This is a genomic window from Stenotrophomonas rhizophila, from assembly GCF_000661955.1.
GTDB lineage: Bacteria > Pseudomonadota > Gammaproteobacteria > Xanthomonadales > Xanthomonadaceae > Stenotrophomonas > Stenotrophomonas rhizophila.
In genome coordinates this window covers 2,522,048-2,540,885 of the sequence record NZ_CP007597.1, presented here as the reverse complement: position 1 = coordinate 2,540,885, position 18,838 = coordinate 2,522,048, and the positions used below count along the sequence as shown (strand labels likewise).

Genomic DNA, 18,838 nt, shown 5'->3' with positions numbered 1-18,838 from the left:
ACCCCATGGGTGGCTGCTCCCGGTTCTGGCACCGCGTGTAGCCACCGAGGGCTGCGACAGCCACCGAAGGTTGCGACAGCCACCCATGGGGTGGCTCTACACCGGGGGCGAATGCATCCCGCGACGGCTTCCCCAGGCCCACAAAAAACGGCAGCCACCTGTACCAGCGCGGCTGCCGTGGAGGACCGTTACCCCCCCCGAAGGCGGGGGCGGGTGACGCTTAGAACTTGTAGTTCACGCCGAAGTACAGCTGGCGGCCGGCATAGATGTTGGACAGCAGACGGGCCTCGGTGTCGTTGCCCAGGTAGCTGCGCAGTTCGGACTTGGTGGCATTGAGCACCGAAGCGGTCAGCGTCCAGTCCGGCGTAACGTTGTAGGCAACGTTCAGATCCAGCTGATCGTAGGGCTCGGTGTAGCTGGTCAGGCCATTGTTGAGGCCGCCGACCACTTCACCGCGACGGTTGTACGAGGCACGCGCCAGGAAGGTGTCGTTCTCGTAGAACAAGGTCACGTTGGCCTGGTTCTTGGCGCTGCCGACCAGCGGCGACGAGCCGATTTCTTCGCCATCGAGCACGATCGACGCCAGGTTGGTGTCGTTGTAGGTGTAGTTGGCCTGCACGCCGAAGCCGAAGCCGAAGGTGTACTGGCCGTACAGTTCCACGCCCTGCGAGACGCCGTCACGGCCGTTGGCCTGGGTTTCGTACTTCTGCACCGTCACCGATTGCCCGCCGACGGTCATCTGCTGGTCGCGCACCACCGGCACGGTGAAGTTGTCCACGTTCTTGCGGAACAGCGACACGCCGGCCACCGCGCCTGGCTTGAAGTACCACTCCAGGCCGAGGTCGAACTGCACCGCCTCGAATGGCTCCAGCGCCTTGTTGCTGCCCGAGCCATACCAGCCGGGGGTGTCGGTGCCACCGGCGACGCGACGGTCGTTGCTGTATTCCTCGCTGACGTAGCGCAGGCCACCCGGGTAGGCAATGGAGGTGTAACTCGGGCGGGCGATCACCTTCGACGCCGCGCCGCGCAGCACCAGCGAATCGGTGATGTCCCAGGCGATGTTGAAGCTGGGCAGGAAGTCGGTGTAGGTCTTGTCCAGCGAGCTGAGCGTGTAGACCTTGTCGCGTGCCTGGGGGTCCGGCACGCGCACGAAGCCGCCCTGGCAGCGCAGGGTCGGATCGGCGGCCGGGTCATCGCAGCTCATCGGTGCACCGGCGGCGTTGTCCACGAAGTAGTCGTTGAAGCGCTCGACCGAATCGCTGGACTGCGCGAACTGCTTGGTACGCACCACGCGCACACCGACGTTGCCGCGGACGCGTTCAGTACGGAAGTTGGCCTGGAAGTAGCCGGAGTAGATCTTCTCGTTGACGTCGTAGACGAAGTCTTCTTCGGTACGGTTGTGCGAGCCGCCGTAGGTCTTGTTCAGGTAGTCGATGTAAGCCGGGTAGTCGACGCCCGGGAACACGTTGGCATTGAAGCCGCCGGCGATGTTGCTGATCGGGTTGGACAGGAAGAAGCCCGGCTGGGCGTTGCCGGCGGTGGGGTCGCAACCGGCCTGGTAGCGATTGTTGTCGTAGTCGGCCGGGTCCAGGCCCGGGCATACCCAGTACGTGTTGCCGGTGTTGCGGTGGACCTTGCCATCGCGGTACTTGGTACCGAACTGGATGGAATCCAGCCAGCCGGCTTCGAACAGTTTGGTGACATCGGCCTGGAAGTAGTTCTGTTCAACTTCGGTCTTCATCCACGACGAATCGGTGGAACCGGTATCGACTTCGGCAATGCCGGCCATCAGCTGCTGCTGCAGGTCCGGCGAGAACTGCACCGACGGGGTGCCGGTCAGGTCCCACGCGGTGTACTGATTGCCCGACTGCCACTCGCTTCCCACCTTGCGGCGCGGCTTGGCCGACATGCGGAAGTTCATCGACGGACCACCTTCGGACCAGGTACGGCCGCCGGTGAAGGAGGCCTTCCACAGCGGGCTGATGTCCCAGTCGATGGTCAGGTCGGCGGTCTGCGAGAGCGCCTTTTCCTTGCTGTAGCCGCCGGTCAGCTGCGGGGTGGGGATGGTGCAGTCATCCGGGCCCCAGCCACCGGGCTTCATGCCGGCCGCAGCGGCCTCTTCCTCGCTGCAGTAGTAGGTCTTGCCGGCCAGCTTTTCGTACTGCGCACCGGTGACGATGCTGCCGCTGGGATCGAAGGTCAGGCCGTTGAGCAGGCGGCCACCGTCCCAGTTGCCGTCCTGGTTGTAGCGCGCCAGGTTCCACTCCGGCACCTTGAGCATGTTCTGGGTGTAGTCACCCTGCAGCTCGAAGCGGAAGTAGTTGGCGGTCAGGGTCACGTTGTCGATCGGCTTGAACTGGAAGGTCAGCTGGCCGCCCTTGCGCTCGCGCTTCTCTTCCTTCACCGCGAAATTGACCGAGGTCGGCATGAAGAACTCGCTGTAGTTCTTGCCGGTCTGGTTGTTGAAGCCGGACTGCCCCCACCAGTAGTGGATGCCATCCTGCGGCAGCAGGCCACCGTTGGCATCACGGGCAGTGGTGCCGTCGCCATACCACTGGTAGTCCTCGGTGCTGGCTTCCATCGTGCGGCTGGTGCGCTTCTGCTGGGTCACGCCGACGAGCACGCCGAAGCGCTCGTCCTTGCTGTGCCAGGAGTACAGCGCCGACGCCTGCGGATCGATGTCGTGGCTGGTGTCCGAGGAGGTGCCTTCCAGGTTGACGTAACCAGAGTTGGCTTCCATGTCGAGCGGGCGACGGGTGTGCAGAATTACGGTACCGCCGATGCCGCCTTCATCGATGCGCGCTTCCGGCGACTTGAACAGTTCCGCGCTGGACAGCATGTTGGACGGCAGCAGCGTGTAGTTGAACGAACGCGTGGCCTCGTTGTTGGTCTCCGAAGACGCAACGAAGTTGCCGTTCAACTGGGTCAGGGTCAGGTCTGGCGCCAAGCCACGCACGCTGACGGACTTGCCTTCGCCGCCGCTGCGGGTGATCACCACGCCCGGCACGCGCTGCAGGGCATCGGCCACGTTTTTGTCGGGGAACTTGCCGACGTCTTCGGCGGTGATCACTTCGACCACGGCGTTGGCGTCGCGCTTCTGCTGCAGACTCTTTTCGATGGCGTAGCGATAGCCGGTGACGGTCACGCTGTCGAGCGTGGTGGCCTCCGGCGACGAAGCGGGGCTGGCCTGCTGTGCGAATGCACTGGCGGGCACCATCGCGGCGGCGAACAGCGCGGCGGTAATGGCGGCCGACAGCGTGTCGCGGTTGCGCATGCGGGACATCTTGTTCATTCCACTCTCTCCCTCTCCTGGATTGAAACGGTGGCGATACGTTGTTGAATCGATCTAATGTTTTGGGAGGGCTGTTGCCAGCGCTGAGCTCCCGTGCGTCCCGCATGCAGCCTGGTGGGCCCCCACCCACCGCTCCGGCAATCGTGACCGTTTGAAGTTGGATCGATCTAAACGATTGGCGGGGAATTTTTAGCACGGGTTCGGCAGGGAAGCATGCTGCTCCGCAATATGGCCAAGGCGGGCCGGGAACCGGGCGGATGACGTCGGCGGAGTGAAAACGTTTTCTTGCGCGGGACGGCGGAGGCGGGAGCCGGTGGTCGATCGTCCCGTGGTGAGAACCGGGTTCCCGGTGGAGCTGTGGCAACCGGCGAAAGGCAGCTCCCCGGTACCAAGGGCCGGAACGAGGGGCCTGGCAGCCCTCCCAGACGAAAAACGAGCGGCACCATGTTGCGCCGCAGAATGCATCCGCCGAAATCTCCGTGCTTTACTTGAATCGATCTAAATTCACGGCAACGTGGATCTGGACCGGTGCCAGCGGGGGAATGGCTGGCACGCCATGGCGGGCATCCGCCGTGCCTTTTTCCGTCTGCCGTACCGACATCGACCCACAGGATCCACGCATGCGCCGACTGCCGTCCGTCATCGCCGTTACCCCGTTGCGCCGCCCGCTGCCGCGCTTGGCCTGCCTGCTCGCGCTGGCCTTCGCGCCGGTCCTGCAGGCCGCCGCCCCGGTCGCGCTGGAGCGCGAGGTCAATACCTTCATCGGCAGCAAGGATGACGGCAACACCTTCCCGGGCGCGTCGGCACCGTTCGGCCTGATCCAGGTCAGCCCGATCGGCGAGCATTACGCCGGCTGGCGCTACGACGATCCGAAGATCCGCGGGTTCGGCCATTCATTCCTGTCCGGGGCCGGGTGCTGGGAGCAGGGTGGCCAGGTGTCGGTGCTGCCGGTCACCGGTAGCATCGGAAAGGGTGGGGACTTCAACACCGACGATGCCAAGAGCTTCGACCACAAGCGCTACGCGTCCACCTACACCCACGACGGCGAGATCGGCCAGGCCGGCTACTACAAGGTGCGCCTGACCGGTTACGGCGGCATCGATGCCGAAGCCACCGCGCGCACCCGTGCCGCCGCCGAGCGCTACACCTTCCCGGTCGACGCCGGCACCGGCCACGTGCTGGTCAACGTGGGCCAGGCCAACGAGCGCCATTCGGTGATCGGCAGCGTGATCGACGTGGTGGGTGATCGCGTGGTCGAAGGCAAGCTGGTCACCAAGAGCTTCTGCGGCGGCCACCAGTACACCACCTGGTTCCGCATCGAGTTCGACCGCCCGTTCAAGGCGTTTGGCACCTGGGGCGAAGAAGGCGGCCTGGCCGACGCGCGCCACCGCATGGAGGGCGAACAGAAGCCCAGTGGCGCCTGGTTGAGTTTCGATACCGGCAAGAACCGCGCGGTCACCGCGATCAGCGCGATCTCGCACGTGGACGCAGAAGGCGCGCGCAACAACCTGCGCAGCGAGGGCATGCAGGGCGGCAAGCTGCTGGGCTTCGAGCAGATGCGCAGCCAGTCGCAGCAGCAGTGGCGCCGTGAACTGGCCACCACGCGCATCCACGGCGGCAGCGGCGACGACCGCACCGTGTTCTATTCAGCGCTGTATCACGCGCTGCTGCAGCCGCTGACCGGCAGCGATGCCGACGGCCGCTACCGTGGCTACGACGATGCGATCCATCGCGCCGACGGCTGGACCTACTACGAGTACTTCTCGCTGTGGGATACCTATCGCGCGCAGAACCAGTGGCTGGCCCTGACCCGACCGGAGGTGGCGCGTGACATCGGCCGCAGCCTGCTGGCCATCAACGCGCAGGGCGGCTGGTTGCCGCGCTGGGGCTACGCCAACTTCGAGACCAACATCATGACCGGCGACCCGGTTACTCCGTTCCTGGTCGACCTGTGGCGCTTCGGCGCGCTGGACGGGCGCGAGGGCGAGGCCTACACCGCGCTGCGCCGCAACGCCTTCGAGCAGCCGCCGCTGAACTCGCGGCATGCCGGCCGCTCGGGCAACCCCGGCTACGTGGACAACGGCTACGTCGCCTACGACCGCGCGTTCCCCTCCAAGGGCATGGACGTGGACCCGCACCACGGCGGTTCGGCCACACTGGAATACGCCCTGGCCGACTGCGCGCTGGCGCAGATGGCCGATGGCCTGGGCCATGCCGACGACGCCAGCACGTTGCGTGCGCGTGGCGGCAACTGGCACAAGGTGTGGGACCCGCAGGTGCGCGACGAGGAGACCGGCATGAGCGGCTTCCCGCGTCCGCGCATGGACGACGGCAAGTGGTACGTGCCGTCCGACGGCCACTACAGCCCGCGCTCGCACCATGGCTTCCATGAAGGCACCGCGTGGCAGTACCAGTGGCTGGCGCAGCAGGACGTGCCGGGGCTGGTGCAGGCCATGCACGGCCGCGAAGAGGCCGGCAAGCGCCTGGATGCGTTCTTCGCCTACGACGCGCTGGTGCAGTCGCCGCTGACCGCCGCGCGCAAGGAATGGGTGGTGGGCCCGTACAGCTACTACAACCAGTACCGCTACAACCCCAACAACGAGCCGGACCTGCACGCGCCGTGGATGTACACGCTCATCGGCCAGCCGTGGAAGACCGCCACCGTGGTGCGTGCCGCGCAGCAGCTGTTCACCAACGCCCCCAATGGCGTTACTGGCAACGATGACCTGGGCACGATGTCGGCGTGGTACCTGTTCAGCGCGATCGGCCTGTACCCGGCGGTGCCGGGCAGCGGCCAGTTCCTGCTGCACACCCCGCGCTTCGACAAGGTGGAGGTGGACCTGGGCACCGGCCGCACGCTGACCCTGGCCGCCGCCGGTGCAGACGGGCGCACGCTGCAGTACGTGCAGGGCGTGCGCGTGGACGGCAAGGACCACGCCCCGGTGTGGCTGGACTGGAACCGGCTGCAGCAGGGCGGTCGCATCGACTTCGCCCTGGGCACGCAGGCCCCGACCCGCGGCTGGGGCACCCAGGTCGAGGCGCTGCCGCGTTCGTTCTGCGCCACCCCCGGGGCGGTGCTGGAATGAACCGTTGCATCGGCGGCGGTCGCGATCTGCGTGCCTGCAGGGGCGCGGTCCGCTTGCCGATGCGATCGTTTACGCTTGCCGGATGACAAGGACCGGGCAGACACCATGAATGACAAGGTCAAACCAGCGGGCAAGGGCACGCGCGCCGTCACCGTGACCGATATCGCCGAAGCGATCGGCGTGTCGCGGGCGACCGTGTCGCTGGTGCTGCGTGGCAGCCCGCTGGTCAATGTCGACACCCGCGCCAAGGTCGAGGCCGAGCTTCGCCGCCAGCGCTATGTCTACAACCGCGGCGCGGCCAACCTGCGCCGGCGCACCTCGTCCAGCGTGGCCCTGGTGATCAACGACCTGTCCAACCCGTTCTTCGCCGAATTCGCCTCCGGGGTGGACGAGGCATTGGGTGCGAAGGGGTTCGTGACCCTGCTGGGCAGCACCGGCGAATCACCGCAGCGGCAGCAGGCGGTGCTGACCACCCTGATGGAACACACCCCGGCCGGGTTGATCCTGTCGCCGGCCGAAGGCAGTGATGCGGCCGAACTGCGCCAGGTACTGGGCTTCAACGCCAACGTGCTGCTGTTCAACCGCGAGCCGCCCGGTGCCGACTGGGATTTCCTCACCCTGGACAACCAGCAGGGCGCCTACCTGGCCACCCGCCACCTGATCGAACGCGGGCACGAGCGCATCGCGTTCTTCGGTGGCCATGCCGATTCCAGTTCCTGCCACCAGCGCCGGTTGGGCTATGCGCAGGCACTGGCCGAAGCGGGCAGGGAGCTGCATCCGGACTGGCTGATCGAGTCGGCCCCCAGTCGCCTGGAAGCGGCCGCGCGCAGCGAAGAACTGTTCGCGCGCGTGCCGGCGCCGACCGCGGCGGTCTGCTACAACGACAGCGTTGCGCTCGGGCTGATGCTGGGCCTGGCCTCGCGCGGGGTGCGCCCCGGCGTGGACTTCGCCGTCACCGGTTTCGACGATATCTCCGAAGCGGCGGTGGCCTTGCCGCCGCTGACCACGCTCACCGTGAACCCGCGCGAGCGGGGCCGCCAGGCGGCCGAACTGCTGCTGCAGCGGCTGGACCATCCCGATGCCGCGCCACAACGCACCGTGGCGCCCGTACAACTGCGCATCCGCGCCAGCAGCGGCCCGGTGGCTGCGTGATGGCGTTTCCCTTTACCTGCCCGCGCAACGAGGCGCGTACCTGAATGCCCATTTCTCCAACGCCCCGACTGCCTGCCTCGTCATCGTCCGCGCCCGTGGTCAACACGCGCATGGCCCTGGCCGTGGCCACCACGATCTTCTTCATGTGGGGCTTCCTGACGTGCCTCAACGACATCCTGATCCCCCATCTGAAAGCGGTGTTCGAGCTGAACTACGCCAAGGCGATGCTGGTGCAGTTCACCTTCTTCGGCACCTACTTCCTGATGTCGCTGCCCGCCGGCCGGCTGGTGGCGCACCTGGGGTACAAGAAGGGCATCGTGGCGGGCCTGGCCATCGCGGCCGTCGGTGCACTCGGCTTCTGGCCGGCCGCCGAACTGCGCGTGTATGAAGCCTTCCTGGGCGCGCTGTTCGTGCTGGCCACCGGCATCACCGTGCTGCAGGTGGCCGCCAACCCGTACGTGGCACTGCTGGGGCCGGAACAGACCGCGTCGAGCCGGCTGACCCTGGCCCAGGCGCTGAACTCGCTGGGCACGGCAATCGCGCCGATCTTCGGCGGGCTGCTGATCCTGGGCAACACGGTCAAGAGCGCCGATGACATCGCCGCGCTGCCCTCGGCCGAGCAGATTGCCTACCGCGTGCAGGAAGCGCAGTCGGTGCAGGGCCCGTACGTCGGCCTGGCCATCGCGCTGGCGCTGCTGGCGGTGTTCGTCTACCTGTTCCGCCTGCCGGCGCTGACCGAAACCACCGAGCAGGGCGACAGTGGCACGCACACCCTGATGGATGCGCTGCGCCACAAGCACGTGCTGTTCGGCGTGCTGGCGATCTTCTTCTACGTGGGCGCCGAAGTGTCGATCGGCAGCTTCCTGGTCAACTACCTGTCGATGCCGTCCATCGGTGGTTTCACCGAGCAGCAGGCGACCCACTACGTGTCGGCGTACTGGACGCTGGCGATGATCGGGCGCTTCGCCGGCTCGGCGATCATGACGCGGTTCTCGCCGCGCCTGCTGCTGACCCTGTTCGCGGTGGTCAACGTGCTGCTGCTGGCGCTGACCATGCTTGGCTCGGGTCACGTGTCGCTGTATTCGGTGGTGGCGGTGGGCCTGTTCAACTCGATCATGTTCCCGACCATCTTCGCGCTCAGCATCGAGCGTTTGGGACCGCTGACCAACAAGGCCTCCAGCCTGTTGATCATGGCCATCGTGGGCGGCGCCGTGGTGCCGTACCTGCAGGGCGTGCTGGCCGACCATATCGGGCTGCAGCCGTCCTTCATCCTGCCGCTGGTCTGCTACGGCTACATCATTTTCTATGGCCTGTCGGGTTCGCGCCCGAGCGCCGCATTCCGCCAGGGAGCCTGAGGCCCGAATGAGCAAGATTGTCTGTTTCGGCGAGATTTTGATCGATCTACTTGCCCAACCGCCGGCCACGCCGGACACCCCGCGCGCGTTCCTGCAATACGCCGGTGGTGCGCCGGCCAATGTCGCCGTCGCGGCGGCACGGTTGGGTGCCGACACCCATTTCGCCGGCATGCTCGGCCAGGACATGTTCGGTGACTTCCTTGCCGAGAGCCTGGCCGACGCGGGCGTGGCCACCGACTGCATCGTGCGCACCGACGCGGCCAAGACCGCGCTGGCGTTCGTGGCCCTGGACGCGCACGGCGAGCGCAGCTTCAGCTTCTACCGGCCGCCGGCCGCGGACCTGCTGTTCCGCAGCAGCCACTTCCATCCCAACTGCTTCGCCGGCACGCGCAGTTTCCATGTGTGTTCCAACAGCCTGACCGAAGCGGAGATCGCCGAGGCCACGCTGGACGGCATGCGCCGCGCGCGCGCCGCCGGCGCCATGGTCAGCATCGACCTCAACCTGCGCCCCGCGCTGTGGCCGACCGGCGTGGACCCGCTGCCGCGGCTGTGGGAGGCCCTGCAGTTGGCCGAGCTGGTCAAGCTGTCGCGCGAGGAACTGGATTACCTGGCCGCCGCACACGCGGGTGGCGGCGACGCAGTGATTGCGCGGCTGCTGGGCGCGCAGGCGCAGGCGGTGGTGATCACCGACGGCGCCGCCCCGATCCGCTGGCACACCCGCCACACCGAGGGCGTGCTCACCGGCTTCCGCGTGCAGACAGTGGATTCCACTGCGGCAGGCGACGCGTTCGTGGGCGGGTTGCTGTTCGGCATCGGCGAGCGCGGCGGCGACGGCAGTGCCTTCGCCACGTTCTGCCAGGACCCGTCCGCCCTGACCGGGGCCATCCGCTTCGGTGCGGCGGTGGGTGCGCTGGCCGTGACCCGCAAGGGCGCGTTCGCCGCCATGCCCAGCCTTGATGAAGTCCAACAGCTGCTGCAGCAACAACAGGAAGACGCCGCATGACCACGCCGGTTCCGCCCACCCCCGATTTCCGTTCGCCTGCGTTCCTGCGCGCACATATCGCGCAGACCATGGCCTTCTACCAGCCGCATGAGATCGACCCCAACGGCGGCTTCTTCCACTACTACCGTGACGGTGGCAGCGTGTACGACGCCAGCCACCGCCATCTGGTGAGCAGCACCCGCTTCGTGTTCAACCACGCGATGGCCTACCGCGAGTTCGGCAAGCCCGAGGACCTGGCGGCGGTCGAGCACGGCCTGCGCTACCTGCGCCAGGTGCACCGCAATCCGGCCACCGGCGGCTACGCCTGGACCCTGCGCGATGGCGTGGTCGAAGACGCCACCAACCACTGCTACGGCGTGGCGTTCGTGCTGCTGGCCTACAGCTGTGCGCTGAAGGCCGGCATCAGCGAGGCCCGCGGGTGGATGGACGAAACCTGGCAGCTGCTGGAACTGCGCTTCTGGGAACCGTCGTTCGGCCTGTACAAAGACGAGGCGGACGCGAACTGGACCTTCAGCGACTACCGCGGCCAGAACGCCAACATGCACATGTGCGAAGCGATGCTGGCCGCGTTCGAGGCCAGCGGCGAACAGCGCTACCTGGAACGCGCGCTGCTGCTGGCCGACCACATGACCCGCCGCCAGGCCGCCCAGGCTGATGGGCTGGTATGGGAGCACTACGACCGCCAGTGGCAGATCGACTGGGACTACAACCGCGACAACCCCAAGCACCTGTTCCGCCCGTGGGGTTTCCAGCCCGGCCACCAGACCGAGTGGGCCAAGCTGCTGCTGATCCTGGACCGCCATGTGCAGGCCGACTGGCTGGTTCCCACCGCCCGCCACCTGTTCGACGTGGCCGTGGCGCGTAGCTGGGACGCCGAGCGCGGTGGCCTGTACTACGGCTTCGCACCGGACGGCAGCGTCTGCGACGACGACAAGTATTTCTGGGTGCAGGCCGAATCGCTGGCCACCGCCGCGCTGCTGGCCAAGCGCACGGGCGATGCGCAGTACTGGGACTGGTACGACCGGCTGTGGGGCTATGCCTGGCAGCACATGATCGACCACCGCTACGGCGCCTGGTACCGCATCCTGGACGCGGACAACCGTTCCTACAGCGACGAAAAAAGCCCGGCCGGCAAGACCGACTACCACACCATGGGCGCGTGCTACGAAGTGCTCAACGTAGTGCGTTGAATCCGGTAAAGCCGACCGTCGGTCGGCTGCCCCAAACCCGGTAGAGCCGACCGTTGGTCGGCTGCCCCAACATCCCGGTAGAGCCGACCGTTGGTCGGCTGCCCCAGAATCCCGGTAGAGCCGACCGTTGGTCGGCTGCTCCCACAACCAGGCAGGCCACCATGCGCGCGCACCGCCGTTTCCATGTCGTTGCACCGGCCTGCTGGCTGTTGCTGGTCCTGCTGGCCGCGTGGGCACCGCCCGTCGCGGCCGCCCCATTGGCGGCAGACTGGTCATTCCGCCTGCTGCCCGGTGACGCGCGCGGTGCCGCGCACCCCGGCCTGCAGCAGTGGCGCCCTGCGCAGGTGCCGGGCGCGGTGCATACCGATCTACTGGCTCAAGGGCTGATCCCCGATCCCTACGTGGGCGCGCCCGAGGCGGGCCTGCAGTGGATCGGCCTGGCCGCCTGGGAATACCGCGCCCGCTTCGACGTGGACGCTGCCACGCTGGCACGCGCGCATGCCGAGCTGGCGTTTGAAGGCCTGGACACCTTTGCCACGGTGAGTTTGAACGGCCAGCCGCTGTTGCAGGCCAACAACAGCCACCGCACCTGGCGCGCGCGGGTGGACGGCCGGCTGCGTGCCACCGGCAATGAACTGCGCATCGTGCTGCGGTCCCCGATCACCACGCTGCTGCCGGGCGTGCAGGCGATGCCGCACAAGATCGCCGGCAACTACCCTTCGCCGTACGGCGACGAGCCCAAAGACGCGATGGTCGGCAACTTCGTCCGCAAGCCGGGTTACCACTTCGGCTGGGATTGGGGCCCGCGTTACGTGACGGCCGGCATCTGGCGCCCGGTGCAGCTGGACAGCTGGAATGCGCAGCGCCTGACCACCCTGGCCGTGCAGACCCGCGCGCTGGACGCCGCGCACGCCGATCTGGCGATCACCGTGCAGGTGGAAAGCGCCGCGCGTGGCACTGCCGCAGTGCGCGTGGACGTGCTGGACCCGGATGGTGTGTCAGTGGCCCGTATCGATCGTGACGCCTCACTGCAGGCCGGCGACAACGCCATTACCGTGCCGGTCGCGCTGAAACAGCCGCGCCGCTGGTGGCCGGCGGGGCAGGGCGAGCAGGCGCGCTATACCGTGCGGGCCACGCTGGCACCGGGCGGTGCGGACGCGCGCCGGATCGAACAGCGCATCGGCCTGCGCACCGTCGAGCTGCGCCGTGACGTGGACCGCCAGGGCGGGCAGGGCTTCGCGTTCGTCATCAATGGCGTATCGATCTTCGCCAAGGGCGCCAACGTCATCCCGTTCGACATGTTCCCGGCGCGGGTGGATGCCGCGCGGATCCGCCGCGAGCTCACCGCCGCGCGCGACGCCAACATGAACATGCTGCGCAACTGGGGCGGGGGCTACTACGAGGACGATGTGTTCTTCGACATCGCCGACGAGCTGGGCCTGCTGGTCTGGCAGGATTTCATGTTCGGCGGCGGCATGCAGCCCGGCTACGACCCGGCGTTCCGCGCCAACGTGGTGTCCGAGGCGCGCGACAACGTGCGCCGGCTGCGCCACCACCCCAGCGTGGTGCTGTGGTGTGGCAACAACGAGGAAGAAACCGCCTGGAAAGACTGGGGCCATGGCCGCGACCTCACCGCTGCCGACCCGGCCTTCGCGGCGAAGGTATGGCAGGGCTACGTGGACCTGTTCGGCAACGACCTGCGCCAGGTGGTGGCCGATGAAGGGCTGGGCGTGCCGTACTGGTCCAGCTCGCCCAGCAACGACCTGGACGACAAGGCCAACGATTCCACCCGGGGCGACAAGCACTACTGGCAGGTCTGGGGCAACCCGGCGCTGCCGGTGACCGCGTACCTGCGCGAGACCCCGCGCTTCATGTCCGAATACGGGCTGCAGGCATGGCCGTCGCTGCGTGCGCTGGAGGGCATCATTCCGACCGCCGATCAGCAGGTGGACAGCGCCACGGTGCGCGCCCACCAGAAATTCATGGCCGGCGAGGGCAACCAGCGCCTGTTGAAGTACATCGAAGAGGAGTACGGCACGCCGCGCGATTTCCCGGCGTTCGTGTACCTCAGCCAGGTGATGCAGGCCGACGGCATCCAGCTGGCCGCGCTGCACCACCGCGCGTCGCGGCCGTATACGATGGGCTCGCTGTACTGGCAGCTCAACGATGTGTGGCCGGGTGCCTCGTGGTCCAGCATCGACTACGCAGGCCGCTGGAAGGCACTGCACTTCCACGCCAAGCGCTTCTTCGCCGACCAGGCCGTGGCCGCATTGCGCGACGACGGCATGACCCGGGTAAGCCTGCTCAACGACCGCCAACAGGGCCTGCAGGCGACCTGGCGCCTGCGCGTGATGGATCTCGATGGCGCGCTGCGCAGTGAGCAGCGGCGTACGGTGGCCTTGCCGCCGTTGTCCGCGCTGGAGGTGGGCCGGTTCGCCGATGCGGACCTGTTGAAGGGGGCCGATCCAGCACGCACCGTAGCAGTGGTGGAGTTGTTCGACGGCGGAAGGCTGCTGTCACAGCAGCGGGTGTATTTCGCGCCGGCCAAGGCCTTGCTGCTGTCACCGGCGACGATCGACAGCGAACTGCGCGCCGATGGCGACGGGTATGTGTTGACCCTGCGTTCGCCTACGTTGGTGCGTGCGCTGTGGATCGCCTTCGATGGGCTGGACGCCACGCTTGACGACAACGCGCTGGACCTGGTGCCGGGCGAGACAGTGACGATTCGGCTGCACGCGGATGCCGACCTCGCATCGCTGCAGAACGCGTTGAGGCTCACCTCATTGGTCGATGCAATGGCCGCACGCTAGCGGCGGCAGCCTGTCTGCGCACGCCTGGAGTATTCTCCAACGTATCGTTGACCAGGCCACGCGCGTGTTCGCAGCAGACAGACGCATCATCCAGAGCAGGTGGCAGGCAGAAGCGTATCCCCGCGAGAATTCACTCGCTTTCGCCAATGGATTCTATTGCCTGTTCGAAACGTCCGAGCCACACCCGCAGGTGATGGAAAAGGCATGGGTTCCGGCGTCGGATGCGTGGCAGGCCGACGCCGAGGGTTGCGAGGGGCTGGCAGTCCTGAATACCGTCGCGCTGTCAGACACGCGGATCACCTGCGGCGAGTGCTGCGCCGCAGGTGAAGATGGCTTTATCGCGGTGAGTGAGGCGGCAACCAATACGTTGGTCTGGCTGCTGGTGCTGCGCCGAACGGACCCATTCGTCAGCGTGGCGCTGGAGGAAGATGGCGTTCGCGCCACCTCGTCGCGCGGCACAACGGTTCTCATCCCGTTGGACCGCCCGGATCAGCTATCCATCACGTGGGCCTGAAGACGCTTGCTGCCTCCGCCCCCGTTCGCCTCGCGGTCATAGCGTGATCTGCTGGAAATTCTCGACGCGGTCGTGGCCGTGGGTCGCTTCGCCGTTGCGCGGCAGCGGGTAGTCATCCAGGCGGTCGAGCAGGCGGGTCTGCAGGCCCGCCTCGCGTGCGGCGTCCAGCTCTTCCACCACGTCGGACAGGAACACGATCTGGCCTGCCGGCACGCCGATCGCCTTGACGATGTGGCGGTAGCTGTCGGCATCGCGCTTGCCGCCCACTTCGGTGTCGAACCAGCCCGAGACCAGCCCGGTCAGGTCACCGGCCTCGCTGAAGCCGAAGAACTGCTTCTGCGCCGGCACCGAGCCGGACGAATATACGTACAGCGGCTTGCCTTCGGCATGCCATCCCTTCAGCACCGCCGCCACGTCCGGGTAGAAGTGCGCCTTGTAGTCGCCGTTGCGGTAGCCGCTTTCCCAGATCATGCCCTGCAGCGCCTTCAGCGCGGTGTGCTTGCGGTCCTGGTCGATCCAGCCCTGCAGCGTTTCCACGACCAGGCTGTCCTGGCAGGCGCCACCGATCTCCACGGCCACCGCGTCCAGCCAGCGGCGGACCTCCGGCTGCTGGCCATGGGCAGCGACGAACGCCGGCAGGGCCTTGCGCGCATAGGGGAACAGCACGTTCTTGACGAACGAAATGCTGCTGGTGGTGCCCTCGATATCGGTGAGGATGACGGTTGGATGCGGCATGGATCAGTCGGCCTGGTGCTGTGCGGGGTGGTAACGCGGGAACTGCTGGGCGATATCGCTGCCGGTGAAATGGCCGACCCAGCCGTCGGCTTCGGTGAAGAAGCGGATCGCCACGAAGCTGGGTTCTTCGCCCATGTCGAACCAGTGGGTGATGCCATCGGGCACGGCGATCAGGTCATCCTTGACGCACTCGATCTCGTAGACCTTGCCGTCCAGGTGCAGGGTGAACAGGCCGGAGCCGGCAACGAAGAAGCGCACTTCGTCTTCCTTGTGGAAGTGTTCGTCGAGGAACTTCTTCCGCAGCTCGGCGCGGTTGGGGTTGTCCGGGGCGATCGAGGCCACGTCCACGCTCTTGAAGCCATGTTCGGCCACCAGCCGGTCGATGTCGGCCTTGTAGGCGGCGAACACCTCCTCCTGGCTCGCGCCGGGCGCGACCGCCTGGGTGGCCTGCCAGCGCTCGAAGGTGACGCCGATCTGCTTGAGTTCGGCGGCGATCGCCGCGCCATCACGGCTGTCGAACAGCGGGGCGTCCGGGGCGGTGTCGTCAAAAATGCGGAGTCGGCTCATGGCGGCGGCAGCGAGGCGGAGAAGGGGGAAGGAAAGGGTACCAGCGCAGCGCCGGGGAAGGGGCCGCAGGCGGATGGTGAAGGGCGGAATACAGATTCCCTTCAGGAATCTGGAGAGTCCGCAGCCCACGGTAGTGCCGGCCGCTGGCCGGCTCTTCATGAACGTTGGAAGATCTGGAAGAGCCGGCCAGCGGCCGGCACTACCTGGATTGCGTGGAGCCGGCCAGCGGCCGGCACTACCGGAATTGCGTGGAGCCGGCCAGCGGCCGGCATTACCGGGGTGCCGCGCTGCCTTTCAGCCGCGCAGCTTGCGCAGTTCCAGTTCGCAATGGAACAGGAATTCAAAGGCTTCCAGGTGCCGGCGTGCTTCGGCCATCGTGCGGCCCCAGGCGTACAGGCCGTGGCCGTCGATCAGGTAGCCCCACAGGGATTGGGTGTCGAGCAGCGCGTCGACCTGGGCCGACAGCACGTCCATGTCCTGGGTGTTGGCGAACACCGGCACGTCGATGGCCATTTCGTGGGTGCTGTTGCCGTGGAAGGCCTTGAGCAGCTCGTAGCCTTCCAGGCGGATATGCCCCTGCGGCGCATACAGGCGCGAGGCCACCGTCTGCACCGGCGAGTGGGTATGCAGCACGCAGCCGATTTCCGGGAACCGGCGATACAGCTGGGTGTGGAGCAGGGTCTCGGCGGACGGCCGCAGCGGACGGCCCACGGCCTTGCCGTCGAAGTCGACCACCATGATGTCGTCCTCCACCAGCCGACCCTTGTCCTTGCCGGACACGGTGATCGCCGCATGGCGGTCATCCAGGCGATGGGAGAAGTTGCTGCTGGTCGCCGGTGTCCAGCCCGACTGGGCCAGCTCACGCACGTTGTCGATCAGCACCTGGGCCAGCTCGCTCAGGCGCGCCGTATCGTAGGGGAAGGTGTTCATGGCTGGCATTTTAACGGGGTGGATCGGTAAAAGCAGGTACTACGTAGAGCCGTTTTCCTGACTGGGCTGGGCGGGGTGGGGTTTGCGGGGGACGCCGTGAATCCGTCCATGGAGGCTTGGTCGCCGCTTGCGCGTGTGCGCTCTCGTGCGCACACGGCAAGACCGGGGTTGGGCGTCCTGCCCAACCCGCCCGAGGCATGCCTCGGGCCCATGCGGCTCACACCCCCGCAAACCCCACCCCGCCCAGCCCCCGACACACTGAGGCGCGTGCCAGCCGGTGGGGTGGGAGAGAAAAAGCAAAGCCGGCCAGTGGCCGGCTCCAAGGCGTGACGACCAACGGTCGTCACCTACCGCGATTTCATTTTTTGTGACCAATCCCCGAACACCGAACACCGGCCATCAAGGGGCACGCTGTCGACAAGTGGCGATCAACAGTCACCCCCATCAATTTCACCCTTCCTCAGCGGCCCCGATCACCCCGAGCAATGAAACCAGGCAACACCCCTCCCAGCCCAAACGCTGCGTTGGCTTCCGGCACCGTCACACGGAACCTGTCGAGGGTGGGACGGGGTGAGGTTGCGGGGGTGTGAGCCGCATGGATGCGGCGACCAAGCCTACAAGGACGTACTTGCGGCGTCCCCCGCGGCCTCACCCCGTCCCGCCACCCCCACAGCACCCCAGAGCCGCAATTGCCGTTGCCGTTGCACTTGCACTTGCAGTAAAAAGCGGGCCGCCGGGCCGCAGGCCCGGCAAAACCCCACCCTTTACTTCCCGGCAAGCCGACTATTCCGATACCCATACCCGAAGTAGATCGCAAAGCCCACCGCCGTCCAGATCCCCATCAGCATCCAGTTGTGCGCCGTCATCGCCGTCAACAGCGCGATACAGCTCAGCACCCCCAGACTGCAGATCAACCACGCCATCGGCATCCGGAACGGACGCGGCAAGTCTGGCTGCGTACGACGCAGAATCAACACCCCCGCGCACACCGCCGCGAACGCAATCAGTGTCCCCATCGACGTCAGCTCCCCCAGGATATCCAGCGGGAACAGCGCCGCCAGCAACGCGATCCCGATCCCCGTGATCACCGTATTGATGTGCGGCGTCCGGTACTTCGGGTGAATCTTCGTGAACACCGGCGGCAGCAACCCGTCGCGGCCCATGATCATGAAAATACGCGGCTGCCCGATGATCATCACCAGCACCACCGACGACAGCCCGATCAGCGCCCCGATCTCCACCACGATCCGCAACCAACCCAACTGCGGATGCGCCGCCACCGCCGTCACCACCGGCTCGTCCGTACCCAGCAACTGATACGGCACCAGCCCGGTCATCACCGCCGCCATCGCGATGTACAGCACCGTGCAGATCACCAGCGACAGCAACATCCCGATCGGCATGTCACGCTGCGGCTTGTGCGATTCCTGCGCCGCCACCGACACCGCCTCGAACCCGATATAGGCGAAGAACACCATCGCCGCACCGCGCAGCACCCCCTCGAAACCGTACTTGCCCGGCCCCGCGTTCTCCGGAATGAACGGCGTCCAGTTGGCCGGATCCACATACTTCCAGCCGGCGATGATCACCAGGATGATCAGCCCGGTCTTCAGCACCACCATCGCCATGTTCATCGCCGAGGATTTGCTGATCCCCACGTAACACAGCCAGGTCAGCAGCAGCACCAGGATCGCGGCCGGAATGTTGGCGATCGCCCCGGTCGGGCGCAGTTGCCCATCCAACGGCGCGCTGACCAGTGCAGCGGGCAGGTGGATGTCGAAATGACTGAGCAGGCTCAGGAAATAGCCGGTCCAGCTCACCGCCACCGCCGAGGCCGACACACCGTATTCGAGCACCAGCATCCAGCCGATGAACCAGGCCGACAGCTCGCCGAACGTGGCGTAGGTATAGGTGTAGGCGCTGCCCGAGACCGGCACCATCGCCGCGAACTCGGCATAGGCCATCGCGCAGAACGCGCAGCAGATCGCGGCGAGCACGAACGACAGCATGATCGCGGGGCCAGCGTGGTTGGCCGCGGCCTGGCCGGTGATCACGAAGATGCCGCCGCCGATCACCGCGCCGATGCCCAGCGCGGTCAGCCCCCAGGGGCCGAGCGTGCGGCGCAGGCTCAGGCCGTTGGCGTCTTCGTGGGCGGCGTGCGGGTGCTTGGTGGCCCACAGTTGCTTGAACATGGTGTGTTTTCT

Annotated in this window: 12 protein-coding genes; 7 read left to right on the top strand and 5 right to left on the bottom strand. The window is 66.7% G+C overall.

Annotated features, from left to right (window positions below; all coding sequences use genetic code 11):
- Positions 1–220: 220 nt before the first annotated feature.
- Complete coding sequence (locus DX03_RS10780) at positions 221–3,292, bottom strand: TonB-dependent receptor (protein WP_038688633.1); 3,072 nt, start codon at positions 3,290–3,292, stop codon at positions 221–223.
- Positions 3,293–3,912: 620 nt separating this feature from the next.
- Here DX03_RS10780 and DX03_RS10775 point away from each other — a divergent pair.
- The 7 genes from DX03_RS10775 to DX03_RS10745 all read left to right on the top strand — a co-directional run bounded on the left by DX03_RS10775 (position 3,913) and on the right by DX03_RS10745 (position 14,402).
- Entirely contained in the window at positions 3,913–6,378 is a 2,466-nt protein-coding gene (locus DX03_RS10775; RefSeq protein WP_038688632.1) for a GH92 family glycosyl hydrolase, read from the top strand.
- 105 nt (positions 6,379–6,483) lie between these two features.
- Entirely contained in the window at positions 6,484–7,530 is a 1,047-nt protein-coding gene (locus DX03_RS10770) for a LacI family DNA-binding transcriptional regulator (RefSeq protein ID WP_038692249.1), read from the top strand.
- 44 nt (positions 7,531–7,574) lie between these two features.
- Entirely contained in the window at positions 7,575–8,885 is a 1,311-nt protein-coding gene (gene fucP, locus DX03_RS10765; RefSeq protein ID WP_051598833.1) for an L-fucose:H+ symporter permease, read from the top strand.
- 7 nt (positions 8,886–8,892) lie between these two features.
- Entirely contained in the window at positions 8,893–9,888 is a 996-nt protein-coding gene (locus DX03_RS10760) for a carbohydrate kinase family protein (protein ID WP_038688630.1), read from the top strand.
- Positions 9,885–11,078, top strand: coding sequence for an AGE family epimerase/isomerase (locus DX03_RS10755; protein WP_038688628.1), 1,194 nt, complete (start codon positions 9,885–9,887; stop codon positions 11,076–11,078). Before DX03_RS10760 ends, DX03_RS10755 begins: the two co-directional genes overlap by 4 nt.
- A gap of 161 nt (positions 11,079–11,239) precedes the next feature.
- Positions 11,240–13,888, top strand: coding sequence for a beta-mannosidase (locus tag DX03_RS10750; RefSeq protein WP_051598832.1), 2,649 nt, complete (start codon positions 11,240–11,242; stop codon positions 13,886–13,888).
- Between the two features lie 64 nt (positions 13,889–13,952).
- The gene (locus DX03_RS10745) at positions 13,953–14,402 is read left to right on the top strand and encodes a hypothetical protein (RefSeq protein ID WP_038692243.1); all 450 of its coding nucleotides are present in this window, start codon (positions 13,953–13,955) and stop codon (positions 14,400–14,402) included.
- 36 nt (positions 14,403–14,438) lie between these two features.
- Here the strand turns inward: DX03_RS10745 and mtnC are convergent, their stop codons facing one another.
- The 4 genes from mtnC to DX03_RS10725 all read right to left on the bottom strand — a co-directional run bounded on the left by mtnC (position 14,439) and on the right by DX03_RS10725 (position 18,826).
- Positions 14,439–15,137 (bottom strand): acireductone synthase, encoded by a 699-nt coding sequence (gene mtnC / locus DX03_RS10740; RefSeq protein ID WP_038688626.1) that lies wholly within the window; start codon positions 15,135–15,137, stop codon positions 14,439–14,441.
- Positions 15,138–15,140: 3 nt separating this feature from the next.
- Positions 15,141–15,704 (bottom strand): 1,2-dihydroxy-3-keto-5-methylthiopentene dioxygenase, encoded by a 564-nt coding sequence (locus DX03_RS10735; protein WP_038688624.1) that lies wholly within the window; start codon positions 15,702–15,704, stop codon positions 15,141–15,143.
- 294 nt (positions 15,705–15,998) lie between these two features.
- Complete coding sequence (locus DX03_RS10730; RefSeq protein WP_425598270.1) at positions 15,999–16,643, bottom strand: methylthioribulose 1-phosphate dehydratase; 645 nt, start codon at positions 16,641–16,643, stop codon at positions 15,999–16,001.
- Between the two features lie 755 nt (positions 16,644–17,398).
- Positions 17,399–18,826, bottom strand: coding sequence for an amino acid permease (locus tag DX03_RS10725; protein ID WP_038688620.1), 1,428 nt, complete (start codon positions 18,824–18,826; stop codon positions 17,399–17,401).
- Between the last annotated feature and the right edge of the window lie 12 nt (positions 18,827–18,838).